The 23171-nt window shown below is 61.9% G+C and carries 24 protein-coding genes and 1 pseudogene; 15 read left to right on the top strand and 10 right to left on the bottom strand.

The window, feature by feature from the left end; all coding sequences use genetic code 11:
* The first annotated feature begins 129 nt into the window (after positions 1-129).
* Positions 130-1599 carry a DegQ family serine endoprotease gene (locus tag IMCC21224_RS13925; RefSeq protein ID WP_047995866.1) on the top strand — a complete coding sequence of 490 codons (1470 nt, stop codon included), beginning with the start codon at positions 130-132 and terminating at the stop codon, positions 1597-1599.
* A gap of 116 nt (positions 1600-1715) precedes the next feature.
* Here the strand turns inward: IMCC21224_RS13925 and IMCC21224_RS13920 are convergent, their stop codons facing one another.
* Positions 1716-2294, bottom strand: coding sequence for a peptidoglycan-binding domain-containing protein (locus IMCC21224_RS13920; protein ID WP_231582086.1), 579 nt, complete (start codon positions 2292-2294; stop codon positions 1716-1718).
* A 284-nt stretch (positions 2295-2578) separates the two neighbouring features.
* On the opposite strand from IMCC21224_RS13920, the gene IMCC21224_RS13915 reads away from it, so the two are divergent.
* Positions 2579-2902 carry a 2Fe-2S iron-sulfur cluster-binding protein gene (locus IMCC21224_RS13915; protein WP_047995864.1) on the top strand — a complete coding sequence of 108 codons (324 nt, stop codon included), beginning with the start codon at positions 2579-2581 and terminating at the stop codon, positions 2900-2902.
* Positions 2902-3654, top strand: a complete 753-nt coding sequence (locus IMCC21224_RS13910; protein ID WP_231582085.1) for a VCBS repeat-containing protein — start codon at positions 2902-2904, stop codon at positions 3652-3654. Before IMCC21224_RS13915 ends, IMCC21224_RS13910 begins: the two co-directional genes overlap by 1 nt.
* A gap of 52 nt (positions 3655-3706) precedes the next feature.
* Here IMCC21224_RS13910 and purD read toward each other — a convergent pair whose 3' ends face one another.
* Positions 3707-4969 (bottom strand): phosphoribosylamine--glycine ligase, encoded by a 1263-nt coding sequence (gene purD, locus IMCC21224_RS13905; RefSeq protein WP_047995863.1) that lies wholly within the window; start codon positions 4967-4969, stop codon positions 3707-3709.
* A gap of 113 nt (positions 4970-5082) precedes the next feature.
* Between purD and xseA the strand changes: the two genes are divergently transcribed.
* Positions 5083-6633 (top strand): exodeoxyribonuclease VII large subunit, encoded by a 1551-nt coding sequence (gene xseA / locus IMCC21224_RS13900; protein ID WP_047995862.1) that lies wholly within the window; start codon positions 5083-5085, stop codon positions 6631-6633.
* Between the two features lie 218 nt (positions 6634-6851).
* Here xseA and IMCC21224_RS13895 read toward each other — a convergent pair whose 3' ends face one another.
* On the bottom strand, positions 6852-7250 hold the full coding sequence (locus IMCC21224_RS13895) for a hypothetical protein (RefSeq protein ID WP_047995861.1): 399 nt from the start codon (positions 7248-7250) through the stop codon (positions 6852-6854).
* Positions 7251-7296: 46 nt separating this feature from the next.
* Positions 7297-8352: an alkane 1-monooxygenase gene (locus IMCC21224_RS13890; protein WP_156178269.1), complete on the bottom strand. Its 1056-nt coding sequence runs from the start codon at positions 8350-8352 to the stop codon at positions 7297-7299.
* A gap of 187 nt (positions 8353-8539) precedes the next feature.
* On the opposite strand from IMCC21224_RS13890, the gene IMCC21224_RS13885 reads away from it, so the two are divergent.
* The gene (locus IMCC21224_RS13885) at positions 8540-10225 is read left to right on the top strand and encodes an NAD(P)H-dependent oxidoreductase subunit E (RefSeq protein WP_047995860.1); all 1686 of its coding nucleotides are present in this window, start codon (positions 8540-8542) and stop codon (positions 10223-10225) included.
* A gap of 21 nt (positions 10226-10246) precedes the next feature.
* Here the strand turns inward: IMCC21224_RS13885 and IMCC21224_RS13880 are convergent, their stop codons facing one another.
* Positions 10247-11119: a lytic transglycosylase domain-containing protein gene (locus tag IMCC21224_RS13880; protein WP_082135328.1), complete on the bottom strand. Its 873-nt coding sequence runs from the start codon at positions 11117-11119 to the stop codon at positions 10247-10249.
* 110 nt (positions 11120-11229) lie between these two features.
* Here IMCC21224_RS13880 and ftsY point away from each other — a divergent pair, with 110 nt between their 5' ends.
* The 6 genes from ftsY (at position 11230) to IMCC21224_RS13850 (ending at position 18267) form a co-directional block, all read left to right on the top strand.
* The gene (gene ftsY, locus IMCC21224_RS13875; RefSeq protein ID WP_047995858.1) at positions 11230-12465 is read left to right on the top strand and encodes a signal recognition particle-docking protein FtsY; all 1236 of its coding nucleotides are present in this window, start codon (positions 11230-11232) and stop codon (positions 12463-12465) included.
* 52 nt (positions 12466-12517) lie between these two features.
* A complete protein-coding gene (locus IMCC21224_RS13870) occupies positions 12518-13420 on the top strand; it encodes a DMT family transporter (protein WP_047995857.1) in 903 nt (300 codons plus the stop codon).
* Between the two features lie 44 nt (positions 13421-13464).
* The gene (locus tag IMCC21224_RS13865; protein ID WP_047995856.1) at positions 13465-14070 is read left to right on the top strand and encodes an inner membrane-spanning protein YciB; all 606 of its coding nucleotides are present in this window, start codon (positions 13465-13467) and stop codon (positions 14068-14070) included.
* Between the two features lie 187 nt (positions 14071-14257).
* Complete coding sequence (locus IMCC21224_RS13860; RefSeq protein ID WP_047995855.1) at positions 14258-16555, top strand: xanthine dehydrogenase family protein molybdopterin-binding subunit; 2298 nt, start codon at positions 14258-14260, stop codon at positions 16553-16555.
* Complete coding sequence (locus IMCC21224_RS13855; RefSeq protein WP_047995854.1) at positions 16533-17585, top strand: DUF2235 domain-containing protein; 1053 nt, start codon at positions 16533-16535, stop codon at positions 17583-17585. The genes IMCC21224_RS13860 and IMCC21224_RS13855 overlap by 23 nt, the downstream gene beginning before the upstream one ends.
* Positions 17586-17799: 214 nt before the next feature.
* On the top strand, positions 17800-18267 hold the full coding sequence (locus tag IMCC21224_RS13850; RefSeq protein ID WP_047995853.1) for a CoA-binding protein: 468 nt from the start codon (positions 17800-17802) through the stop codon (positions 18265-18267).
* A gap of 51 nt (positions 18268-18318) precedes the next feature.
* Here IMCC21224_RS13850 and IMCC21224_RS13845 read toward each other — a convergent pair whose 3' ends face one another.
* Together IMCC21224_RS13845 and hisF are read right to left on the bottom strand one after the other, a co-directional pair.
* The gene (locus IMCC21224_RS13845; RefSeq protein WP_047995852.1) at positions 18319-18633 is read right to left on the bottom strand and encodes a phosphoribosyl-ATP diphosphatase; all 315 of its coding nucleotides are present in this window, start codon (positions 18631-18633) and stop codon (positions 18319-18321) included.
* The gene (hisF, locus tag IMCC21224_RS13840; RefSeq protein ID WP_047995851.1) at positions 18630-19391 is read right to left on the bottom strand and encodes an imidazole glycerol phosphate synthase subunit HisF; all 762 of its coding nucleotides are present in this window, start codon (positions 19389-19391) and stop codon (positions 18630-18632) included. The genes IMCC21224_RS13845 and hisF overlap by 4 nt, the downstream gene beginning before the upstream one ends.
* Before the next feature lie 103 nt (positions 19392-19494).
* Between hisF and IMCC21224_RS27840 the strand changes: the two genes are divergently transcribed.
* Positions 19495-19653, top strand: a complete 159-nt coding sequence (locus IMCC21224_RS27840) for a hypothetical protein (RefSeq protein WP_156178267.1) — start codon at positions 19495-19497, stop codon at positions 19651-19653.
* A 4-nt stretch (positions 19654-19657) separates the two neighbouring features.
* Here the strand turns inward: IMCC21224_RS27840 and hisA are convergent, their stop codons facing one another.
* Entirely contained in the window at positions 19658-20377 is a 720-nt protein-coding gene (gene hisA, locus IMCC21224_RS13835; protein WP_047995850.1) for a 1-(5-phosphoribosyl)-5-[(5-phosphoribosylamino)methylideneamino]imidazole-4-carboxamide isomerase, read from the bottom strand.
* Positions 20378-20509: 132 nt separating this feature from the next.
* Between hisA and IMCC21224_RS13830 the strand changes: the two genes are divergently transcribed.
* Positions 20510-20896, top strand: coding sequence for a DUF2147 domain-containing protein (locus tag IMCC21224_RS13830; protein ID WP_047995849.1), 387 nt, complete (start codon positions 20510-20512; stop codon positions 20894-20896).
* Between the two features lie 86 nt (positions 20897-20982).
* Here the strand turns inward: IMCC21224_RS13830 and hisH are convergent, their stop codons facing one another.
* A complete protein-coding gene (hisH, locus tag IMCC21224_RS13825) occupies positions 20983-21621 on the bottom strand; it encodes an imidazole glycerol phosphate synthase subunit HisH (RefSeq protein WP_047995848.1) in 639 nt (212 codons plus the stop codon).
* Positions 21622-21655: 34 nt separating this feature from the next.
* Positions 21656-22243 carry an imidazoleglycerol-phosphate dehydratase HisB gene (gene hisB, locus IMCC21224_RS13820; RefSeq protein ID WP_047995847.1) on the bottom strand — a complete coding sequence of 196 codons (588 nt, stop codon included), beginning with the start codon at positions 22241-22243 and terminating at the stop codon, positions 21656-21658.
* Positions 22244-22391: 148 nt separating this feature from the next.
* Here hisB and IMCC21224_RS13815 point away from each other — a divergent pair, with 148 nt between their 5' ends.
* Both IMCC21224_RS13815 and IMCC21224_RS13810 read left to right on the top strand, forming a co-directional pair.
* Complete coding sequence (locus IMCC21224_RS13815) at positions 22392-22631, top strand: Lrp/AsnC family transcriptional regulator (protein WP_047995846.1); 240 nt, start codon at positions 22392-22394, stop codon at positions 22629-22631.
* A 186-nt stretch (positions 22632-22817) separates the two neighbouring features.
* Positions 22818-23111: pseudogene (locus tag IMCC21224_RS13810) on the top strand (transposase); the annotation flags it as partial.
* Positions 23112-23171: the final 60 nt, after the last annotated feature.

Genomic DNA, 23171 nt, shown 5'->3' with positions numbered 1-23171 from the left:
ATCGGGTCACATACGCTTGATGACGTAAGGCTATCTTTGCGTGTTGCTCTGCTAGGGCTATGTTTCCTACAGTGAGGAGACGGGCACGACGCGCCAGACGCGGAAAGTGCCGGAAACAAGGAGTCCAACGTGAAACCACAAGTTATCGCCCTGACACGCGACACCGCCAGACCGCTGCGGCTGTTCTGGATGGCAACGTTGTCGATGTTGCTGATTCTATCGCAGGTGCTGATGGTCGCAGCGCAGGGCGCTCCCAAGAGCTTTGCCGAACTGGCGGACCGCATCAGTCCATCGGTGGTGAACATCACCACCTCGACCACGGTCGAAGGGCGGACAGGCCCGCAAGGCATCGTTCCCGAGGGGTCTCCGTTCGAGGATTTCTTTCGCGAATTTCGTGACCGCAATGGCGAAGGCGACCGGCCGCGTCGGTCCTCGGCGCTGGGCTCTGGCTTTGTGATTTCCGAAGATGGCTATGTGGTGACAAACAATCATGTGATCGAGGGCGCGGATGAGATCCAGATCGAATTCTTTGAGGGGTTCGAACTGCCCGCGACGCTGGTTGGTACAGATCCAAACACCGATATCGCCCTGCTCAAGGTCGAGGCCGAGGTGCCGCTGAAATTCGTCAACTTCGGTGACAGCGATGTGGCACGGGTCGGCGATTGGGTGATGGCGATGGGCAACCCGCTGGGGCAGGGGTTTTCGGTCAGTGCGGGTATCGTATCGGCGCGCAACCGCGCACTCAGCGGCACCTATGACGACTATATCCAGACCGATGCGGCGATCAATCGGGGCAATTCCGGTGGTCCGCTGTTCAATATGGATGGCGATGTGATCGGGGTGAATACCGCGATCCTGTCGCCGAATGGTGGCTCGATCGGGATTGGCTTTTCGATGGCGTCGAATGTGGTGACGCGGGTGGTGACACAGCTCAAGGACTTTGGCGAGACGCGGCGCGGCTGGCTGGGTGTCCGAATCCAGGACGTGACCGACGATGTGGCCGAGGCGATGGGACTCGACAGCACTGCGGGCGCGCTGGTGACGGATGTGCCCGAAGGTCCGGCGATGGAGTCCGGGATGCTGTCTGGCGATGTGATCCTGAGCTTTGACGGCCACGAAGTGGCGGACACGCGCGGTCTTGTGCGGCAGGTCGGCAATACCGAGGTCGGTAAAACCGTGCGGGTGCAGGTCAACCGCGAGGGCAAGACTGAGACGCTCAAGGTTACGCTGGGACGCCGTGAAGAGGCTGAAGGCGCCACGCCGAATGTCGAATCGATGGAGCCCGAAGAGCCGGAGCAAAGCGAGCTTTTGGGTCTGACGCTGAGCCCGCTGACGGCCGAAATCCGTGAGCAGCTACAGCTTTCGGACGATATCAAGGGTCTTGCCGTGATGGATGTTGTTGAAACCTCAGAAGCGTTTGGCAAGGGCCTGCGTGCGGGGGACGTCATCACCGAGGCAGGCCAGAGCGCGGTACTCAGCCTTAGCGATCTACAGGATCGTATCGACGCCGCCGAGGACGCTGGGCGTAAATCGCTGCTGTTGCTGGTACGGCGCGGCGGGGATCCACGCTTTGTGGCATTGAACCTCGACGCCGAATAATTTCGGGATCAAGGTAACGATTCGAGATGAGGGCGCCGTTTAGGCGCCCTTTTTTCGTTGGTGTTGATGATTTTCTGTCGTTGCGCAAATGACGTCGACCAGCGGGGATGCCTGGATCAGGGAACGTTGGTTTCAACTGCGATCAGGCCAAGAGTGCGCGTGGTCTCGAGCGAGAGATGCGCGCTCTTGAGGCCGCGGTCAGTCTGGAACCGCCGCACGGCGTCGACGGTGGTGGCGTCCATGCGACCGGTGGCGGTACCGTTGAAATACCCTCGGGCAGCGAGCGCACGCTGGAGCGAGGAGATCACCTCGGGGGTCATCTGGGCCGGGCATGGGGCGGCAAAGCGAATTTCCCCACGCGGGCGCACGATGCGCGGCACCGAGGCGTTGCGGTAGATCGGCGGGCGGGTCATCGTGCCGTCAGACGTATATTCCGCCTGCACAACCTGCACTTGTCCCGGCACTTGTTCATAGACTGCGGGAGTCACTTCGCGCGCAAAGCAGCTGCCATCTGGCGCGTGTTCGACGGCGACCGCCTGCATCTCTGCCCGGGTTGCCATATCGGCAGGGGCGCAGGCCCCAACAAAGGTCAGCGCCGCCAGGGCGGTGCAGGGGCGGATCATGGCTGCTCGGGCCTCGTGTTGCAGGCTGCGTCGCAAGGAACGATATCCGGTTTTCCGGGCAGAGGAAAGCATGACGGCACACCGTCTGGCCGTTCGCGGACATATATCGCGAGGACGAGATTTGAGGGTGCTACGGGGCAGCTGCCCGAAGGCGTCGGCGACCTGAGATCGTGGTCCAATGACCTGGGAACAGAACCAGTTTGGACATGCGCAGGGTATGCGTTCTGAATTTAGACATATACGGAATATTTGTGAACGCGCGCACGCTTCTGGTCTGTGGTGGCGCAAAAGGGGCTGGAACGCGGCATCAGGGTTGACTAGGTACAGTCGAGAACAGCTAAAGGAGCGGATTCCGCATGGCCAAGATCACCTATATCGAGCACAACGGCACCCCGCATGAGGTCGAGGTGGCCAACGGTCTGACCGTGATGGAGGGGGCTCGCGACAACAACATTCCGGGAATTGAGGCCGATTGCGGCGGTGCCTGCGCCTGCTCGACCTGCCATGTTTATGTCGACCCGGCCTGGGTCGAAAAGCTGCCGGCCAAGGACGACATGGAAGAGGACATGCTGGACTTTGCGTTTGAGCCCAATCCAGAGCGGTCTCGCCTGACCTGCCAGATCAAGGTGACGGATGCGTTGGACGGGCTGGTGGTTCAGATGCCGGAAAAACAGATCTGATGACGGGGGCGCGGCGTCTTGTGTCGCGCCTGATGCGCAGTTCCGGGCGCCGCGCGTGGCTGATGCTGTTTGTGTGGCTGGTGCTGCAGGGCGCTGGCGGCATCGTAGCGGCTGAGATCCGGGCGGCGCGCTATGTTGATCCCACGACGCGCTATGATCATGGTGTGCTGGGGGATGCCGTGGAATGGGGCGCACTGGAGCTGACCCTGACCGATGGTCGGCTGCTGCGGGCGGTCCTTCCTGATGCGCTGGTGTTCGAGGATACAGCACCCCGGCTTGCTGATGTGGATGGCGATGGTGCGCCTGAGGTGATCGTGGTCGAGTCGAGCCTGACGCGCGGTGCCCGCCTTGCGATTTGGGGCGAAGCCGGTCGAATCGCTGCAACGCCGCATATCGGTCAGCGCAATCGCTGGCTCGCTCCGGTCGGGGCGGCGGATCTCGACGGTGACGGGCGGATCGAGGTTGCCTATGTTGATCGTCCGCATCTGGCGAAACGGCTTAGGATCTGGCGGTTCGAAACCGGGGCGCTGCACCCGGTTGCCGATCTGGACGGGCTGACCAACCATCGTATCGGCTGGGACCATATCGAGAGCGGAATTCGCGACTGTGGTGCAGGCCTTGAAATGATCATGGCCGATGGTGGTTGGCAGCGGGTGATGGTGGCACGTCTGGACAACGACCGGCTGACGGCAAGGGTCGTTGGACCCTATTCGGGTCTTCAAAGCATTGAAAAGGCGCTGAGCTGCGACTGATTTGGCCGTTGTCCCCGCCCTGCGGTGGGCAACGCGGCTGGATCCACTGACCCTAGAGCGCGCGCCAGCCAATGTCGCGACGGCAGAACCCTTCGGGCCAGTTGACCTGATCAATGAGGGCATAGGCACGATCGCGAGCCTCTTGCAGGGTTGTGCCACGGGCTGTGGCGTTCAGCACGCGGCCGCCGGTGGCGATCATCCCGCCCGGCGCGTCTGTTGTGCCTGCATGAAACATCATCGACCAGCTGCCCTCGGGCAATGAGTCGAGGCCCGCGATGACGCTGCCTTTGACATAGTCCTCGGGGTAGCCCTGCGTCGCCATAACCACTGTCAGGGCGTGGTCGTCGGCCCAGTTGACCTGCGCTGATGCAAGGCGGCCTTCGGCGCAGGCGTGCAGCAGGTCGAGCACCTGCGCGCCCAGCCGCATCATGAGCACCTGACATTCAGGATCGCCGAAACGGGCGTTGTATTCCACCAGACGTGGTGCGCCATCCTCGATCATCAGACCAGCATAAAGCACCCCCTGATACGGTGTGCCGCGTCGGGCCATTTCGGCCATAGTCGGTCGGATGATTTCGTCCATCGCACGGTCGGCGATGGCCTGGCTTAGCACGGGAGCGGGGGAATAGGCGCCCATGCCGCCGGTATTGGGGCCGGTGTCGCCCTCGCCCACGCGCTTGTGGTCCTGCGCCGTGCCGATGGGCAGCACGTCTGTACCGTCGCAGAGAACAAAGAACGACGCCTCTTCGCCGGCCATGAATTCCTCGATTACGACTTCAGCGCCGGCCGCGCCAAAAGCGCCGTCAAACATGTGGTCGATGGCGGCTGTGGCTTGTTCATCGGTTTCGGCGATGATGACGCCTTTGCCGGCGGCCAGTCCGTCGGCCTTGATCACCAGCGGGGCGCCCTGTTGGCGGGCATAGGCATGGGCCGACGCCGCGTTGGTGAAATGACCATAGGCGGCGGTCGGAGCACCTGCGGCGGCGCAGATTTCCTTGGTGAAATTCTTTGAGGCTTCGAGTTGTGCTGCGGCTGCTGAGGGGCCAAAGACCAGCAGGCCGGCTTCGCGCAGACGATCACCGACGCCGGCGGCCAGCGGCGCTTCGGGGCCGATAATGACAAATTCGATGAGGTTTTCGTCGGCGAACTGGACCACTGCACCGCCGTCGTTGATGTCGAGCGCCGCACATTCCGCGATCCGTGCGATCCCGGCATTGCCTGGTGCGACGATCAGCTTGTCGCATTTTGGGTTCTGCATCACCGCCCAGGCCAAGGCGTGTTCGCGCCCGCCACTGCCGAGAATGAGGATGTTCATGGGCGCTCTCCTGCTTGGCCTTGCCTGCCGGGCGTTCTAAGGTTGGAGGACGACAAGAGCAAGCTAGGTCCGCCCACCCCCCGGTGTGCGTGACCGAACAAGTGGGGTAAGGAATGTCCGATCTGATCGACGATGCGCCGTCTGATGGCGGCAATGCGCCGGAATTCACTGTTTCCGAACTGTCTGGCGCGGTCAAACGGACGATCGAGGGCGAATTCGCCTTTGTCCGGGTGCGGGGTGAGGTCGGGCGGGTGTCGCGACCACGTTCGGGACATGTCTATCTGGATCTCAAGGATGACCGGGCTGTCATCTCGGGCGTGATGTGGAAGGGCACGGCGTCAAAATTGCAGACCCAGCCCGAAGAGGGGATGGAAGTGATCGCCACCGGGCGGCTGACCACGTTCCCGGGCCAGTCGAAATACCAGATTGTGATTGAGGATATCCGCCCTGCCGGCATGGGCGCGCTGATGGCAATGCTGGAAAAGCGCAAGGCGATGCTGGCGGCCGAGGGTCTGTTTGCACCGGAACGCAAGCAAGCGCTGCCGTATCTGCCCGAGGTGATCGGCGTCGTGACTTCGCCGTCGGGCGCGGTGATTCGCGATATTCTGCATCGGTTGCGCGAAAGGTTCCCGCGCAAGGTGCTGATCTGGCCGGTTGCAGTGCAGGGGGCGAAATGCGCGCCCGAGGTGGCGCGGGCGATTGCGGGGTTCAATGCTCTGACCCCCGGGGGGATGGTGCCGCGTCCGGATCTGCTGATCGTTGCGCGCGGCGGCGGGTCGATCGAGGATCTGTGGGGCTTTAACGAAGAAATCGTGGCGCGGGCCGCAGCGGCAAGTGACATTCCGCTGATTTCAGCCGTGGGTCATGAGACCGACACCACGCTGATTGATTTTGTGTCGGACAAGCGCGCGCCGACGCCGACCGCTGCGGCGGAACTGGCGGTGCCGGTGCGGTTGGATCTGTTGGGCTGGCTCGGGGATATGCAGGCGCGGCTGGGACGGTCGGTTGGGCAGCGGCTTGATGTCAGGGGGCAGCGGTTGCGGGATCTGGCGCGGGCGATGCCTCGGGCTGAGACGTTGCTGGATGGGCCGCGCCAGAGGCTGGACACGCTGTCCGACCGGTTGCCGCAGGCGCTGATCCGGTCTGTACAGCTGCGTCGGGTGCAATTGTCAGAGCGCACCGGCAGTCTGCGTCCCGCGCTGTTAACGCGCGGGCTGGATTCAGAGCGGCGCAGGCTGGGCGAGCGGTCGGGCCGGATTGATCCGGCGTTGGTGCGTCTGATGGCGGCACGTCGCGAATCGCTGAAACTGCGGTCGGATCGGCTGAGCCTGCGCGGGGTTCAGCGCGATCTGGCAGCGGGGCGTGAGCGTTTGGTCGGGCTGGAACGGCGGTTGTCGGAGACCGGACGCGGGCAGCTTCGAACCTTGCGGGGGCGGTTGGACGCGGTTGAGCGGTTGCGTCTGACATTGGGATACGAGGCGACGCTTGAGCGGGGCTTTGCCGTGGTGCGCGGCGACGGTCAGGTGGTCACAACGCGCGCAGCGGCGGCGGCGGCCTCGGGGCTGGAGATCCAGTTTGCTGATGGCCGGTTTCGGATTGGCGGCACCGCTCCGCGCAAATCCGCCCCCAAACCGCCGGAACAGGGGTCCCTGTTCGGCGAGTAAGCGCAGGCTGACCCGGCGGAGTGCGCCCGGCGGCGCACGCATGTCATCTCGGCGGTGAAAGAGTCACCACCTCGGCGCGTGTGGCGATCTGACATGCGTTGTCGGGCGGTAGGATTGGCTGCTCTGTTGCTGTCTTGGCCGCGACCGGACATATTTTCTGTTATTTGGGGGGCGAGCGAGGTCGGTTCGAGCAACGGGGTGGCTGGAGGTACCTCGGGTCAGACCCCGACCTCGGGTCCGTAGCACAGCATCGGATCGTCGTCCTGGCGGGCCTCGTAAAGAGTGGTTGCCGTCTGATCGTTTCTGAACACTGCGCGCAGTCCGGTGCCTTCGCGGTAAAAGCTCCAGCATTGGGGAGCTGGGTTGTCGTCATAGACAAAACAGATCTGGTCGGCCTCTTCGTACCATATCCCATCCTTGCATTGCCCATCGAGAAACGACCAGCGGACGCGGCGATCCGGCAAATATTCCTCGACCCCGTAGGAGGCACCGTTTTGGCCGAAGTAGAGCGTCTTTCCGGTCACGTACGCTTCGAATTGCGATCCGCTCATCACAGATTGCGCAGTTGCAGGGGAGGTCAGAGCCAGGGTGGCGAGGACGGTAAGGGCAAATCTCATGACGCTACCCTGACATGTTCGGCGCGGGCTTGGAACCGCTCTCGCTTCACGGTTTTGCGTTCTGTGTCGCGTCATCCGCAGACCAGTGGTGTGCCCGGTTATCCATCATTCGCCGCCACAGAGCCGGGGCCAGCGCGATCACCGCCATGACAGGTAATGAGTGTGGCAGGATCGGCATGACGTCGCGGTTTATGCTGAGCCCTGGATAGGGGCGGGACGGGTGGGCGTGATGGTCAGAATGGCGCGGCGCGTTCAGCATCAGCGCTGACGAAAAACCATGCGGGGCATTCCAGCTGTGGGCGGGACCCACGGGTTCGGGTCGGCCATCTGCCCGCAAAGACCGGCGCAACCCGTAGTGTTGAACGTAATCCGACAGCAGCAGTTGAATCTGTGCATAGACCGCAAGTCCGAGCAGCACGGCCACGCCGACGGTGCCCCCCAGCAAGGCAGCCAAGGTCACAGAAGCAGCGGCCCCGATACCGTAGGCGGCATAAGGATGCAGTGTAGCGGCGGGCCGCTGCGCCCGCAGCGCGCGTTCGGCCCGCAGCCCGGCGCGAAACGATCCGGTCCAGGCGCGCAGGGCGAAGGCATAGAACCCTTCGCCCAGACGCGCCGAGTTGGGGTCGGCATCGGTCGCGGCGTGAACGTGGTGGACACGCGGATGGGCCGAGGCATGGTGACCAAAAAGCAGCGAGCAGTAGATCGCCACCCCCAGCCTGCGCGGCCAACGCGCGCTGCGGTGGATCAGTTCATGGGCATTGGAGTTGCTGACCTGGCCCAGAAACAGCGCTAGCGCGAGAAAGCATAGCACTTTGTCGGCAAGGTCCAGCACCGCACCGCGGGACGCCGGGTCGCTTAGGACTGCAACGCCGCCATAGAGCAATAGGAAATGCAGCAGGCCCAACAGGGTCGACAGGCCATGACCCGCCGGGAATTCGGCCCCCTGCGGCGCATCGGCGGCGGCCAGCGCGGTCACTTTGTCCATCAGGAATGTAAACACGGTGATATACCCCAGTGCCAGCGGCGGCCAGATCCCGCCCAGACACAGGGCCAGCGCGAGCACCAGAGCCATGCCCAGCGTTATGAGTACAAACCGTGTCACGCCCGATCCTTTTGGCTGCCTTAAGGCTCTTACCTCAACATGATACTTCTTTCGGAAAATTCCGACACCCATCAGGCGGAACCGCGACGATTTAGGGCCGTTTCGCTCTGATTTCACGTCGCTTTTGACGTCGCTCCGGCGGCACGGTGGGATAGGGTGGCGGAAACACGGGAAAAAGGGACCGGAGATGGTAGTGGATCAGCGCAAGGGCGTGTGGAAGTCGGGCAAGGGCAAGGGACGGCACACAACCAAAGGGCGCCAGCTGGACGATCAGGCCTGGGCTGAGGTCCGGACCTTGCTGGGGGATGCCCCGCGCCGTCGCGATCTGCTGATCGAGTATCTGCATCTGATCCAGGATGGGCATGGCTGCCTGCGTGCGGCGCATCTGCGCGCTCTGGCCGAAGAGATGCGGATGAGCATGGCCGAGGTTTACGAGGTCGCCAGTTTCTATGCTCATTTCGACGTGATCAAGGAAGGCGAGGCGCCACCGCCCAAGCTGACCATCCGGGTCTGCGATTCACTGTCTTGCGAGTTGGCGGGATCCGAGGCGCTGCAAGCTGCGCTGGCATCAGGACTGGATGCCGAGGAGGTGCGCGTCCTGCGTGCGCCCTGCATGGGCCGCTGCGACACCGCCCCGGTGTTGGAACTGGGCCACAACCACATCGACCACGCCACACCGGAAAAGGTCCATGCTGCGATCGCTGCGGATCACACCCACGTGCGTATCCCCGATTACGAGGATTACGCCGCTTATGTGGCCGAAGGCGGCTATGCCAAACTGGCAGAGCTGCGCGACCACGGCGATTGGGAGGCGGTGCAGGAAACCATTCTGGCCTCGGGCCTGCGCGGGCTGGGCGGCGCGGGTTTTCCGTCGGGCAAGAAATGGGGTTTTGTCCGGGGCAACGCCGGCCCGCGCTATCTGGCCGTGAACGGGGACGAGGGCGAGCCGGGCACGTTCAAGGACCGGTATTACCTGGAACGCACGCCGCATCTGTTCCTTGAGGGGATGCTGATTGCCGCCTGGGCGGTCGAGGCCGAGACCGCCTTTATCTACATGCGCGATGAATATCCCGCCGTGCTGGACATCCTGCGTCGTGAGATTCGTGCACTGGAAGAGGCGGGCGTTGTGGCACCGGGCTATATCGACCTGCGGCGCGGGGCGGGGGCGTATATCTGCGGCGAGGAAAGCGCCATGATCGAATCGATCGAGGGCAAGCGCGGCATCCCGCGCCACCGCCCGCCCTATGTGGCGCAGGTGGGGGTGTTTGGTCGGCCTACCCTGGTCCACAACATTGAGACGCTCCATTGGATTGCTGCCGTCTGCCGCGAGGGGCCGGAAATCCTGTCAGGCGTCGAACGCAATGGCCGCAAGGGGTTGCGATCCTATTCCGTGTCGGGTCGCGTGACGACACCGGGTGTTTACCTGCTGCCTGCAGGGTCACACATCCTTGACGTGATCGAGGCGGCGGGCGGCATGGCCGACGGCCACGTGTTCAAGGCTTACCAGCCTGGCGGACCGTCGTCGGGTCTGTTGCCTGCGTCGATGGATGACATCCCGCTGGATTTTGACACGTTGCAACCGCACGGCTCGTTCATTGGCTCTGCGGCGGTTGTTGTTCTGTCGGATCAGGATTCCGCCCGCGATGCGGCGCTCAACATGCTGCGGTTTTTTGAAGATGAAAGCTGTGGCCAGTGTACGCCCTGTCGTGTGGGTTGCGAAAAAGCGGTCAAACTGATGCAGGCCGAACACTGGGACCAACCGCTGCTGGAAGAGCTGTGCCAGGCGATGGGGGACGCGTCGATCTGCGGTCTGGGTCAGGCCGCGCCAAATCCGATCCGCATGACGATCAAACATTTTGGCGATGAGATATGAGTGTACTTTGTTCCCACGGCATCACCCATTCGGATACACCGCGCAGATGCACCCCTGCGCCTTGATCCTGCTGCACAGGCGCCAGGCGTCGTCGCGGCTGTTGCGACTGACGCGGGCCATGTAGTAGCCGCCGCGCGGGCTGGCGCGGCTTTTCTCATAGACATAGTCAACGGTTTCGTCCTTTAGCGTGCTGCGGCAGGCGGGGCGCAGCGCCTGCACCTTGGCCCGCGCCGCAGCGGTTGAGGTGCCAAAGGCCACTTGCACCCCCCAGGGTTTGAGCGTGGGTTCCGGGCGCGGGTAGGGTGTCAGCCGACGGTTGCGTGCCAGATCATGACAGGCGGCGCGAAACGGCAGGGACTTGGACAGGCGGAAATCATGCGATTTGGGGGGCGAATCGCGCCACGTCTCGGCGGTCAGGCCGGTGATGATTTGCACGTAGTTCACCGTCTCACGTGCCAGCGCGCCGGTGCCTGCGATCAGCCCCTCGGCGCGCCGTTCGCCGCCGTTATATCCGATCGCCGCCAGTCCGGGATTGCCGTAGTGGCGCGTCATCTCGCCCAGATATTCGGCGGAATGTTCTAGCGCCTCGGCTGGGTTGTAGGTGTCGCGCAGCCCACGCAAGACGGCGGTCGAAGCGATGAACTGCGCGATTCCCATCGCGCGGGCAGGGCTAAGGGCGTTAGGGTCAAACCGGCTTTCCTGCCAGATCAGCCGGGCAAAGAAACCGGGATCTATGCCGTGTCGGGTTGCGAAATGGTCGATGGCCTGGCAGGTGTCATGGACAAATTGCGACGGTCGGATGCACTCTACCGGGCCATAGCTGCCGGAGCTGCATAGCGTTCCTGGTTCGGCGCTGCCGATCCCCGGTGCGCACATCGTCAAAATCAGAACCATCACACGCCACATACCCGCATCAGGGCCGAACGAAGTGCCCGCGTCAACTCACACTTTCATCTGCGGCCCGCAGGCAGTAGGTGAGAGGGGATCAGGCGGAGACAGACCACATGTCGTTTTTCGGCAAGCTCAAGAGCAAGCTTTTCAAATCATCATCAAAGCTCGAAGAGGGGCTGGATGCCATTGTCGAGGATGGCGGCAGCGCCGAACCCGATGTGGTGCCCGAGGCCGTGCCAGAACCCCGGCAGCCCGAGCCGCGTCAGCCCGAGCCGCGTCAGCCCGAACCGTTCCCGGTGCCCGAACCGGCACAGGTCGACGTGCCAAAAGATCCGGCTCCCGCGCCGGTCAGCGAAACGCCTCCCGCGCCGCCAGTTGAAATTCCGTTGGTCGCACCGCCGGCACCCGCGCCGCAAACGCCACCGAAAGAAAACCCGGCACCGCAACCCCAAGGGCGCCCCGCCGGTGTTCTGGGGCGGCTCTTTGGCCGCACTGACAGTGGCCCGGTGCTGCGTCGTACGCTGGACGACGATATGCTCGAACAGCTCGAAGAGCTGCTGATCGCCGCCGACATGGGGGTCGATACCGCTCTGCGGGTGACTGCCAACATGGCCGAGGGGCGTTATGGGCGCAAACTGTCAGTCCAGGAAATCAAGCAGCTGCTCGCGGCTGAAATTGCCCGGATCATGGAGCCGGTGGCGCGTCCGCTGCCGCTTTATCCGACCAAGCCGCAGGTGGTGCTGGTTGTCGGGGTGAACGGATCGGGCAAGACCACGACCATTGGCAAGCTGGCGTCGCAATTTCGCGGCGCCGGGAAACAGGTGGTGATCGCCGCGGGGGACACCTTTCGCGCCGCTGCGGTCGAACAGTTGCAAGTCTGGGGCGACCGCGCCGGTGTGCCAGTGCTGACAGCGCCCGAAGGGTCCGACCCCGCCAGCCTTGCCTTTGACGCGATGACCAAGGCGCAAGCCGATGGCGCTGACTTGCTGATGATCGACACGGCCGGCCGGTTGCAGAATCGCGCCGATCTGATGGAAGAGCTGTCGAAAATCGTCCGCGTCATCCGCAAAAAGGACCCCGACGCGCCCCACAATACGTTGTTGGTGCTGGATGCGACCACGGGCCAGAACGCGCTGAACCAGGTCGAAACCTTTCAAAAGCTGGCCAATGTGACCGGTCTGGTGATGACCAAGCTGGACGGCACAGCCAAGGGCGGGGTGCTGGTGGCGCTGGCCGACAAATTCGGCCTGCCGATACATGCAATCGGTGTGGGCGAACAGATTGATGATCTGGCGCCGTTTGACCCCGAAGAATTTGCCGCCGCTCTGACCGGTCTTGAAACAGAATGAAATTTCTTTCACGAAGTGACCCGATCATCAGCCAAATTGCGGCCCCCCAGAGGTGAGCGCCTGGATCATCTCGCTTGACGGTACAGAGGCCGGACATCAACTGGCTTTGGTTCTGGCGCTTCTGGCGGCGTTTTTGCATGCAATCTTTGGCGCTTTGCAAAAGGGCCGTCATGATCCCTGGCTGTCGCGCGGTGCCATCGACGCCAGCTATTTCGTGATGGCGCTGCCGGTGGTGTTTTTCGTTGTACCATTTCCGGAACCGGAGCTCTGGCCGATATTCGTCGGGATGTTTGTGATCCATCTGATCTACAAAATCCTCCAGGCCAAGGCCTATACACGCGGTGCCTATACGGTGGTCTACCCGGTGGTGCGCGGCACCGGGCCGCTGTTTACCGTGTTTGGCGCCTACCTGATTTTCGGAGAGGTATTTGGCGCGGTGCAATGGTTGGGCGTCGCGGTGCTGATGTCGGGGATCTTTGGTCTGGCGCTCTATAACCTGCGCCATCTGGAAGTGGCGCGCGACACGCTGCCTGCGGCGCTGGGTTTTGCCGTGCTGACCGGGATGTTTGTCGCGCTTTATACCACCTATGACGCTTATGGCATCCGCGCCTCTGCCGATCCCTTTACCTTTCTTGCCTGGTATTTCGTCATTGATGGCGTGGCATTGCCGCCCTACGCCTATCTGCGCTGGCGGGCGATGGCGGACCGGCCCGCCCCGGGCCCGCTGCTGCTGCGCGGGGTGATTGGCGGGGTGATCGCCTTTGGCAGCTTTGGCTCGATCATGCTGGCCACGCGACTCGACAAGGTCGGCGAGGCGGCGGTGCTGCGCGAAACCTCGACCGTGTTTGCGGCGGTGATTGGCTGGATCTTTTTGCGCGAGACGGTCGGCCCGAGGCGCATCGCCCTGATGGCGCTGATTGCGGCTGGCGCAGTGATTGTTGAGTTGGGCGGCTGAATCCCCATATAGAGGCACGCAAGCCTCAGACATCGGAGACCCATATGTCGAACGACCCCATCAACCCGATGCTCAAGACCGCCCTCGAACTGGGGCCGGTGCTGGCATTCTTTGCCGCGTATCTTTGGCTCAAGGACGATGTGTTCACCATCGCGGGGACTGAATACAAAGGCTTTATTCTGGTTACGGCCGGGTTCATCCCGGTGATTGTGGCCTGTACCGGCATCCTGTGGTGGTTGACTGGTAAGCTGGCGATTATGCAGATCGTTACGGTGGTGCTGATCGTGGTATTCGGCGGTTTGTCCGTCTGGCTGAACGATGAACGGTTCTTTAAGATGAAGCCGACGCTGATCTATGTGCTGTTCGGCGGCGCGCTGGGCTTTGGTCTGCTGCGCGGGCAAAGCTATCTGCGCCACGTCATGTCCGGGTTGATGCCGCTTGAGGATGAGGGCTGGATGATCCTGACCCGGCGTGTCACGGCGCTGTTCTTTGGTTTGGCGGTGGCGAACGAAGTGATCTGGCGCAGCATGAGCACCGAAACGTGGGTTTATTTCAAGACCTTCGGCCTGACAGCGGCGATCTTTTTGTTCTTCATTACCCAGAACGGATTGTTCAAGAAATACGCGGTCGAGGATGTCGACAAGGGCTGAGACCAGCATAATGCACTGAACGCCGCCTTTGTGTCTGCCCCAAACGCGTGCGGAGGGTGCGACACCTACAGGGCGCGTCGGGATATATCTGAACAGTGACAAACTCGACCGCCGCTGGCTCTGGACACCGGGGCGTGTCGGTCTAATGTCGCGCTAAACACGGAACGTCAGAGTCAGGAGACAAGCAATGGACAAGTTTGGCAAAAGTCAGCCCGTAAAACGGGTCGAGGATATGCGGTTTCTGACCGGCGCTGGGCGCTATGTCGAAGATATCACACCCAAAGGTGCGCTGCGGTCTTATGTGTTTCGCTCGCCCGTTGCCCATGCCGAAATCACCGAACTGGATGTCAGCGCGGCCCGTACCGCCCCCGGTGTGCATGTGGTCCTGACGGCTGAGGATCTGGTTGCAGGTGGCGTCACGCTGGGCATGAAGGCGACGTTGGTCAAGAACCGCGATGGCACCATGGGGGCTGCCCCCGAACGGCCCCTGCTGGCCAATGGTCGCGTCCGATTCGTAGGTGAAGCAATCGCGGTGGTCGTGGCCGAGACGCTGCAACAGGCGCGCGATGCGGCCGAACTGATCGGTTTTGACTACTCAGATCTGCCGGTGCATGTGGATCTGGCGGTGGGCGGCACCGCGATCCATGCCGAAGCGCCGGACAATCTGGCCTATGATTGGGGCATGGGCGATGAGACCGCGACAGCCGCGGCCTTTGATGCGGCGGCGCACACCGTGGCCCTGACGGTCAGTGATAACCGTATCATAGTCAACTCGATGGAGCCGCGCGGCTGCTACGCCGAATGGGATGGCACCCGTCTGCATTTGGCCTTTGGCGGGCAGGGCGTCTGGGGCCTGAAACAGAACCTGATCGACCTGCTGGGGCTTGAGGCCGAAAATGTGCGCGTGACCAACCCGGATGTGGGCGGCGGTTTCGGCATGAAAGGGATGCCCTATCCCGAGTATTTTGTCGTTGCCCACGCGGCGCGCGTGTTGGGGCGCACAGTCGGCTGGATGTCGGATCGCAGCGAGGCAATGCTGAGCGACAATGCCGGGCGGGACCTGGTGTCTCTGGGTGAACTGGCGTTCGACGAAAACCATCGCATCACCGGATACCGGGTCAACACGGTGTCGAATCTGGGCGCCTATAACTCTAACTTTGCGCAACTGATCCAGTCACAACTGTTTTCCCGTGTTTTGACAGGGGTGTACGACATTCAGTCGATCTGGCTGCATGTTGAGGGAGTTTATACCAATACCACCCAGGTTGACGCATACCGTGGTGCAGGCCGACCCGAGGCGATCTACCTTTTGGAACGCATGATGGACCGGGCCGCGCGTGATCTGGGCGTTGATCCGTGGGAGCTGCGGCGCATCAACTTCATTCGCCCCGATCAGTTCCCCTATGACACCAAGGTGGGTGAGACCTATGATGTTGGCGAATTCCAGCGTGTGCTGGATCGTGCAGCCCAGAACGCGGATCGTGCGGGATTCGCAGCGCGCAGGGCCGCATCGGAAAAGGCTGGAAAGCTGCGCGGACAGGGCCTGTGTTACTATATCGAAAGCATTCTGGGGTCTCCTTCCGAAGATGTGCATGTCACATTTGAAGAGGACGGCAGCGCCGTGATCTATGTCGGAACCCAAAGCAACGGGCAGGGTCACGAGACGGTCTTTGCGCAGTTCCTGTCGGATCAGACCGGTATTCCGGCGGACAGCATTCGTGTGGTGCAGGGCGACAGTGATCTCATTCCCAACGGCGGTGGCACTGGCGGGTCGCGGTCTGTGACGGTGCAGACCAATGCGACGTTGGTCGTGGTGGCCGATATCATCACCAAGATGACGGCGTTTCTGGCGGATGAAATGGGCGTCCCCGCATCCGAGATCGGGTTTGACGACGACCGGTTCCGGGCTGAGGGATCGAACCTGACGCCGACCATACTGGATGTGGCGGCAATGGCCCGCGAGGCGGGGCGCGACGATCTGCTCAGCCACAAGGCGACGGCGCAACTGCCCGCGCGCTCGTTTCCCAACGGGGCCCATATCGCCGAGGTAGAGGTCGATCCAGAGACCGGCCAGGTGGTGGTGGACCGCTATACGGTGGTGGACGATTTTGGTAACCTTATCAATCCGATGCTGGCCGAAGGTCAAGTGCACGGTGGCGTTGTGCAGGGCATCGGTCAGGCGCTGTCCGAACAGGTGGTCTATGACGAGGCCGGGCAGCTTCTTTCGGCAAGTTTTATGGACTACGCGATGCCACGCGCCAAAGATGTTCCCATGATCGGATTCGCCACCGAGGTTGTACCCTCGACCGCCAATGCCTTGGGTATGAAGGGCTGCGGCGAGGCCGGGACCGTGGGGTCAATGGCCGCGATGGCGAATGCCATGCAGGACGCGCTGTGGGACCGGGATATTCGTCAGGTGGATATGCCGTTCACACCGCAGCGGGTATGGGACATGTTGCAGAATGGACGTATCGCGGCTGAGTGACACGATACTGGGGTGGATGCGTCAGCGGTTCGCCACTGGGCAGTCCGCTCCGGTTCTGGTGCGCGGTCCGCGCATCCATGTGATCATCCTGGACGGCACGATGTCGTCGCTGGCACCGGGGTTTGAAACCAATGCCGGGCTGACCTACCGGCTGCTGCACGAGGTTGGCGGTGCGGTGTCGGTTTATTACGAGGCCGGTGTACAGTGGGATGCGTGGAGTACGACCCCGGATGTCATGGTGGGGCGCGGCATAAACCGGCAGATTCGCCGGGCATATGGGTATCTTGCGTCGCGGTATCGGGTGGGCGACCGCATCGTGTTGATGGGGTATTCGCGTGGCGCCTATGCCGTGCGGTCGCTGGCGGGGCTGATTGACCAGGTCGGCCTGCTGCGTCCGCAGGCGGCAACCGAAAGCAACATCCGGCAGATCTATCGTCTGTATCAAATGGATCCGCATGGGCCGTCTGCCGAGGCTTTTTCAGCCGCGCACTGCCATCCCGAAGCGCCGATCGAGATGATCGGCGTCTGGGACACGGTCAAGGCGTTGGGCCTGAGGCTGTCTCTGTTGCGTCGCTACAGCGCGGGGCGTCACGCGTTTCACAACCACATGCTGGGTCGTTCGGTGCGGCATGGTTTCCACGCGCTCGCGCTGAACGAGACACGAACGGCCTATGCGCCGGTGCTTTGGACCTCTCCGCCTGACTGGCCGGGGCAGATGGAGCAGGTCTGGTTTCGTGGCACCCATGGTGACATCGGCGGTCAGTTGGGGGGCTTTGACGCGGCGCGGGCGCTCTCGAATATTCCATTGGTTTGGATGTTGGAACGGCTCGGGGGGTGCGATGTGCCGCTCCCTGATGGGTGGCGCACACGATTCTCCTGCGATGTGAATGCTCCATCGGTCGGTACGTGGCGCGGTGTTGGTAAACTGTTCCTGACGCGTCGCACACGGGTTGTCGGGCTGGACCCGTCCGAGCGGATTCACGAGAGTGTGAGTGATGTGCCGCCCTTTGCTGCAGCTGCGGCGACATAGAGATCATGGCGAAGCAAGTGAAATTATCACATATGCTTGAATGGGCTTTTAACTGTGGTTTTTGTGCCTATGTTTTTGTCAGGATCGCAGGACCGGAACCCCTGCGACACCTCTACTGTCCCTCGTTCCGCGACTGCGCCCAGGCCCGATGGTCTGGGCGCTTTTTTCGCTCTGGCTGCTTTTGTATGGACGCGGTCCGCAGTAGCGTCAGACCATGATGTATACCGACAGATTTTTGAAGAATATAGTGACTCGCACGCGGGTGATCGCCGTGGTTGGAGTTTCGATGAATCCTGCGCGCCCGTCATATTACGTGGCGCGGTATCTGGGGCTCAAGGGGTATACCGTGATCCCGGTAAATCCCGTCCATGCAGGCGAGCGGCTGTTTGGTCAGATTGTCAGGGCGTCGCTGCGGGATGTGTCCGAGTCGGTGGATATGGTGGATATCTTTCGCCGCTCTGACGCGGTGCCGCCGATTGTCGATGAGGCGTTAGAGGCGTTTCCGGCACTCGGGACGATCTGGATGCAGATCGGGGTCGTGAACCAGGCTGCCGCAGAGAGGGCAGAGGCGCGCGGCGTGGATGTGGTGATGAATCGCTGTCCCAAGATCGAATATCAGCGGCTGTTTGGTGAGTTGCGGATGGGCGGCTTTGCCACCGGGGTCATATCGTCCAAGTTGTGACGGGGTTGGCGCTGTTTCGGTGAACCGAAAGGCGCCCCACCCGCCGTCCCGTCAGGGTGCGGGCCGCGCGGCCTTTTCGGTAAGACCCGATGTGCCCTGGCGGCGCGCCAGTTCGGCCATCACATCCGCCAGAGCAACGTCGCGCGATTGCAGCATGACCAGCAGGTGAAACAAGACATCCGCGGCCTCGGAGGTGAGGCGGGTTTTGTCACCCTTGACGGCTTCGATGATCGCCTCGATCGCTTCTTCACCGAATTTCTCGGCGCATTTCTCAGGGCCCTTGGCCAGCAGCTTGGCGGTCCAGCTGCTGTCTGTGTCGGCTTGAGCGCGAGCTTTGATCGTAGCGGCGAGGTCGTCGAGTGTCATGTCAGCCTCATCGGGATGCCTGCGGCGGCCATATGCGCCTTGGCCTGGTGAATGGTGAAGTCGCCAAAGTGAAAGATCGACGCGGCGAGCACGGCAGAGGCGCCGCCTTTGGTCACACCTTCGACCAGATGATCCAGCGTACCAACGCCGCCCGAGGCAATGACGGGGACAGAAACTGCATCGCTGATGGCGCGGGTGAGCGGCAGGTTGAAGCCAGAACGGGTGCCGTCGCGGTCCATTGACGTTAGCAGAATTTCGCCTGCCCCCTTGGCCGCGACAGTTTTTGCGAATTCCACGGCGTCGATGCCTGTCGCGCGGCGGCCACCGTGGGTAAAGATTTCCCATTTTCCGGGGGCGACGGTTTTGGCATCGATGGCGACGACGATGCACTGGCTGCCGAACTGATTTGCAGCGGTGGCGACCACATCGGGGTCGGCGACAGCGGCGGAATTAAAACTGACCTTGTCCGCCCCGGCCAGCAGCAGCGCGCGGACATCGGCGCTGCTGCGGACGCCGCCGCCGACCGTGAGCGGGATAAAGCATTGTTCAGCCGTGCGGGTGACAACATCGAACATGGTGCCGCGATTTTCATGTGTGGCGTGAATGTCGAGAAAGCAAATCTCGTCCGCGCCGGCGGCATCATAGGCACGCGCGGCGTCGACCGGATCACCGGCATCGCGCAGATCAACAAAATTCACGCCTTTGACCACGCGACCGTCGGCCACGTCGAGGCAGGGAATGATCCGGGTCTTGAGCATGGTGCCAACCTTGTTACCGCTTTGGCCGCTGTTTTAGGCGCGAAGCCGGTTGTGTTCCAGTGGCTACGGCCCAGAATGGCGAAAACAAGAGTGGGCGCATGAGATGACACAATCGGAGGCACGGTGTTTTGTGTACACAACGGCGTTTGTGGGCATGGCCGCACTGGCACCAGTCGCAGGTTCGGCGCAGGAGTTCGTGACCAAAGCATCGGCACTGTCGGTGGCTGACGTGGTGGCGGGGCTGACCGCGGCGGTCGAATGACGGCTTAGGTGCCAAGCGCCGCGAGCGCTGCGCTGAGGTCGATGGCACCGTCATAGAGGGCGCGGCCCGAGATCGCGCCAGCAATCACGCCGGTGTCGCGCAGTGCGATCAGGTCGCTCAAAGAACTAACTCCACCCGATGCGATCACCGGGATGGTGACGGCCCGTGCCAGCGCCTGGGTTGCGGCGATGTTGGGGCCTTGCATTGCGCCATCGCGGTTGATGTCGGTGTAGATGATCGCAGCGACTCCGACATCCTCGAACGAGCGGGCGAGGTCGGTGACCATGACATCGGTTTCCTCGGCCCAGCCCTTGGTTGCGACGCGACCATCGCGGGCGTCGATTCCGACCGCCACCTGTCCCGGAAAGGCGCGCGCGGCTTCGCGCACCAGCGCGGGATTTTCTACCGCAACAGTGCCAAGGATGACGCGGGCGAGGCCGCGTGACAACCATGCCTCGATTGTGGCCATGTCGCGGATGCCGCCACCGAGCTGGGCGGGAACCTTGGTTTGGGCGAGGATCGACTCGACTGCCGCGCCGTTCACTGGCGTGCCGGCAAAGGCGCCGTTCAGGTCCACCAAATGCAGCCATTCGCAGCCCGCCTCGACAAAGGCCATGGCCTGCGCCGCCGGGTCGTCATTGAACACGGTGGATTTCTCCATGTCGCCGCGCAGCAGACGAACTGCCTGGCCATCTTTTAGGTCGATTGCGGGGTACAGGATCATTGCTCGGCTCCGGGATCGTTTGGCGCGGTGTGACATGACGGAGCGTCGGATGCAACGCGACCTGACGTCAGACTTGATCGGGGCAGGCGCAGGGGGCAACGCTGGCGTACACACGATGGGGAGGAGCCCGGCATGAAAACAATACGCATTCTGATTGCAGGTCTGGTGCTGGCGGCGGGGACGGCTGCGGCAGACCCGGCTGAAGGTGTCTGGAAAACCCAGCCTGACGACGGATCCTATGCCTATGTCGGGCTAAAGCCCTGCGGGGCGAACATCTGTGGCACCATCGATCGGACCTTCAACGCGTCGGGTGAATACCGATCCGAGAATATCGGAAAGACGTTGGTTATCGACATGGCCCCGTCGGGCAACGGCAACTACAAGGGCAAGGTTTGGCGACCGTCAAACAACAAGATTTATCAAGGCAAAATGCAGCTGGACGGGAACACGCTGCAATTGTCGGGTTGCGTTGCGGGCGGGCTGTTGTGTTCGAAACAGACCTGGTCGCGTGTGAAATAACGCAAGTTAACGAGTTTGTGTCACAAGTACGGGTCGCTCTGCGGCCCGTTTTTTTTATGTATGCAGTCGCTGAGGATGGCCTGACCCTAAGGTGCCCATTTCAGAAAATTTGCGATCATGCGCAGGCCGGTTTCTGCGCTCTTTTCGGGGTGGAATTGCAGCCCGATCCGGGTGTCCCGTCCGACGATGGCGGTCACTGTACCGCCATACTCGACATGTGCGATGCGCTGGTCCGGATCGCTCATCTGCATCTGGTAGGAATGCACGAAATAGGCGTGATCGCCGGTGCCTATTCCGTCCAGTACCGGGTGGGCGGTGTCGATCACCAGATCGTTCCAGCCCATATGTGGCACCTTGAGGCTGGCGTCAGTCGGGGTGATCCGCGCAACCTCTGCATCGATCCAGCCCAGGCCCTGCGTCTCACGGTATTCGTGCCCGGTGCGGGCCATCAACTGCATCCCGACGCATATACCCATAAATGGGCGTGCCCGCTGGTCCACGGCCTCGATCATCGCTTGATACAGCCCGCCGGTGCCGGTCAGCGCCGCCTGACAGGCGGGAAAGGCACCATCGCCGGGCAGCACGATGCGGTCGGCGCGGGCCACGACATCCGCGTCCGAGGTTACGACGACGTCGCCGCCATTCACCTCTGCCGCCATTCGCTGAAATGCTTTCTGCGCAGAATGCAGATTGCCGCTTTCGTAGTCGATGATGGCCGTCAGCATGGTGTATCCGGGCAGGTAGGGCAGGGCGTCGCGGTCACAACGTGCCCTTGGTGGAAGGGATGGCATCAGATTTGCGCGCATCAGTCTCAACCGCCTCGCGCAGAGCGCGGGCGACGGATTTGAACGCGGCCTCTGCGATGTGGTGGCTGTTGAACCCGTGCAGCATGTCAATGTGCAGCGTGATGCCGCCGTGCGTGCTGAGCGCCTGAAAGAATTCGCGCACCAGTTCGGTGTCAAAGGTGCCGATCTTGGCGGTCGGCATGGACACATTCCAGATCAGAAACGGCCGTCCCGACAGATCCAGCGCACAGCGTATCAGGGCATCATCCATCGGCAGCAGACAGGCACCGTAACGTCGAATGCCCTTTTTGTCACCAAGCGCCTGTGCCAGCGCCTGACCGATAGCAATACCGGTATCTTCGACCGTGTGATGATCGTCGATGTGCAGATCACCCTTGGCGCGGATTTTCATGTCGATCAGGGCATGGCGCGCTAGCTGATCGAGCATGTGGTCAAAGAACCCGATGCCGGTTTGATTGTCATAGCTGCCGGTGCCGTCGAGGTCGATTTCGACAGTGATATCGGTCTCGGATGTGGCGCGGGTGAGGGTGGCGCTGCGCATCGGCTGTCTCCTTGCGGGTCGCGGGCGTTATAGGGGCAGGGTGCGGCGCCGCCAAGGGGGAATGCCATAGCACCATGCCGGAACCGGGCGATATCCCGTTGTGCGGCTGCGGCGGTTGTGCCAGCCTGCGCCCAAAAGGAGCGATACCATGACCACCTGCGTCTTTGTCCAGATCCGCTGTCAGCCCGGCACGACCTATGAGGTGGCCGAAGAGATCGCCCTGCGCGAGATCCATTCCGAATTGTATTCGACCAGCGGCGACTATGATCTGTTGATGAAGCTTTATATCCCCGAAGGCCAGGATGTCGGCAAGTTCATCAACGAGAACATGAAAGGGATCAAAGGGCTGGAGCGGACGCTGACGACGCTAACTTTCAAGGTGTTCTGAGCTTTAGTCGAGTGCTGAATAGTCCGATCTGGGCATCGATTTGAGGGCATGATTCGTCCTCTGCAAGAGATCGATAGCGATCAGAATGCATGGGACGACTGAAACCAACGGGTCGCTGTCTTAGGCTCCAGACCCATTGATTTCAGTCCGTTGTCGTGATTCAGGCTCCGCAAGGAGACCTGATCTATGAGCAATCTTTACTGGCTGACCGAGGCGCAAATTGAGCGCCTGAGACCGTTTTTTCCCAAGAGCCATGGCAAGCCCCGGGTTGATGACAGAAGGGTTTTAAGTGGCATAATCTTCATCAATCGCAATGGCTTGCGGTGGTGCGATGGTGAGGGCATGAACGCCATTGGTCAGAGAGAATGTCCGAACGGCGAGTATGGCCCGGCCAAAACACTCTACAACCGCTGGAAACGTTGGAGTGAAAAGGGCGTCTTCGCCCGGATCATGGCGGGCCTGGTCGCCGAAGGCGCCGAACACAACTATTATGATCCCCTCTCATTGATTGCAGCGCAATCAACTGCCGGGCAAACCGCC

It is taken from the genome of Puniceibacterium sp. IMCC21224, from assembly GCF_001038505.1.
In the GTDB taxonomy this organism is placed as follows: domain Bacteria; phylum Pseudomonadota; class Alphaproteobacteria; order Rhodobacterales; family Rhodobacteraceae; genus Puniceibacterium.
This window is presented reverse-complemented; position numbering and strand designations above follow the sequence as displayed.

What these genes read in the sequence shown, in the direction of transcription:
- hisF (WP_047995851.1), bottom strand. Translation starts at nt 19,391, where the DNA reads ATGCTCAAGACCCGGATCATTCCCTGCCTCGACGTGGCCGACGGTCGC.
- IMCC21224_RS13855 (WP_047995854.1), top strand. Translation starts at nt 16,533, where the DNA reads ATGGACGTATCGCGGCTGAGTGACACGATACTGGGGTGGATGCGTCAG.
- IMCC21224_RS13845 (WP_047995852.1), bottom strand. Translation starts at nt 18,633, where the DNA reads ATGACACTCGACGACCTCGCCGCTACGATCAAAGCTCGCGCTCAAGCC.
- purD (WP_047995863.1), bottom strand. Translation starts at nt 4,969, where the DNA reads ATGAACATCCTCATTCTCGGCAGTGGCGGGCGCGAACACGCCTTGGCC.
- IMCC21224_RS13865 (WP_047995856.1), top strand. Translation starts at nt 13,465, where the DNA reads ATGTCGAACGACCCCATCAACCCGATGCTCAAGACCGCCCTCGAACTG.
- IMCC21224_RS13850 (WP_047995853.1), top strand. Translation starts at nt 17,800, where the DNA reads ATGATGTATACCGACAGATTTTTGAAGAATATAGTGACTCGCACGCGG.
- IMCC21224_RS13880 (WP_082135328.1), bottom strand. Translation starts at nt 11,119, where the DNA reads ATGGTTCTGATTTTGACGATGTGCGCACCGGGGATCGGCAGCGCCGAA.
- hisB (WP_047995847.1), bottom strand. Translation starts at nt 22,243, where the DNA reads ATGCGCAGCGCCACCCTCACCCGCGCCACATCCGAGACCGATATCACT.
- IMCC21224_RS13860 (WP_047995855.1), top strand. Translation starts at nt 14,258, where the DNA reads ATGGACAAGTTTGGCAAAAGTCAGCCCGTAAAACGGGTCGAGGATATG.
- IMCC21224_RS13920 (WP_231582086.1), bottom strand. Translation starts at nt 2,294, where the DNA reads ATGCTTTCCTCTGCCCGGAAAACCGGATATCGTTCCTTGCGACGCAGC.
- IMCC21224_RS27840 (WP_156178267.1), top strand. Translation starts at nt 19,495, where the DNA reads ATGACACAATCGGAGGCACGGTGTTTTGTGTACACAACGGCGTTTGTG.
- IMCC21224_RS13885 (WP_047995860.1), top strand. Translation starts at nt 8,540, where the DNA reads ATGGTAGTGGATCAGCGCAAGGGCGTGTGGAAGTCGGGCAAGGGCAAG.
- IMCC21224_RS13915 (WP_047995864.1), top strand. Translation starts at nt 2,579, where the DNA reads ATGGCCAAGATCACCTATATCGAGCACAACGGCACCCCGCATGAGGTC.
- IMCC21224_RS13910 (WP_231582085.1), top strand. Translation starts at nt 2,902, where the DNA reads ATGACGGGGGCGCGGCGTCTTGTGTCGCGCCTGATGCGCAGTTCCGGG.
- xseA (WP_047995862.1), top strand. Translation starts at nt 5,083, where the DNA reads ATGTCCGATCTGATCGACGATGCGCCGTCTGATGGCGGCAATGCGCCG.
- ftsY (WP_047995858.1), top strand. Translation starts at nt 11,230, where the DNA reads ATGTCGTTTTTCGGCAAGCTCAAGAGCAAGCTTTTCAAATCATCATCA.
- hisA (WP_047995850.1), bottom strand. Translation starts at nt 20,377, where the DNA reads ATGATCCTGTACCCCGCAATCGACCTAAAAGATGGCCAGGCAGTTCGT.
- IMCC21224_RS13895 (WP_047995861.1), bottom strand. Translation starts at nt 7,250, where the DNA reads ATGAGATTTGCCCTTACCGTCCTCGCCACCCTGGCTCTGACCTCCCCT.
- hisH (WP_047995848.1), bottom strand. Translation starts at nt 21,621, where the DNA reads ATGCTGACGGCCATCATCGACTACGAAAGCGGCAATCTGCATTCTGCG.
- IMCC21224_RS13815 (WP_047995846.1), top strand. Translation starts at nt 22,392, where the DNA reads ATGACCACCTGCGTCTTTGTCCAGATCCGCTGTCAGCCCGGCACGACC.
- IMCC21224_RS13830 (WP_047995849.1), top strand. Translation starts at nt 20,510, where the DNA reads ATGAAAACAATACGCATTCTGATTGCAGGTCTGGTGCTGGCGGCGGGG.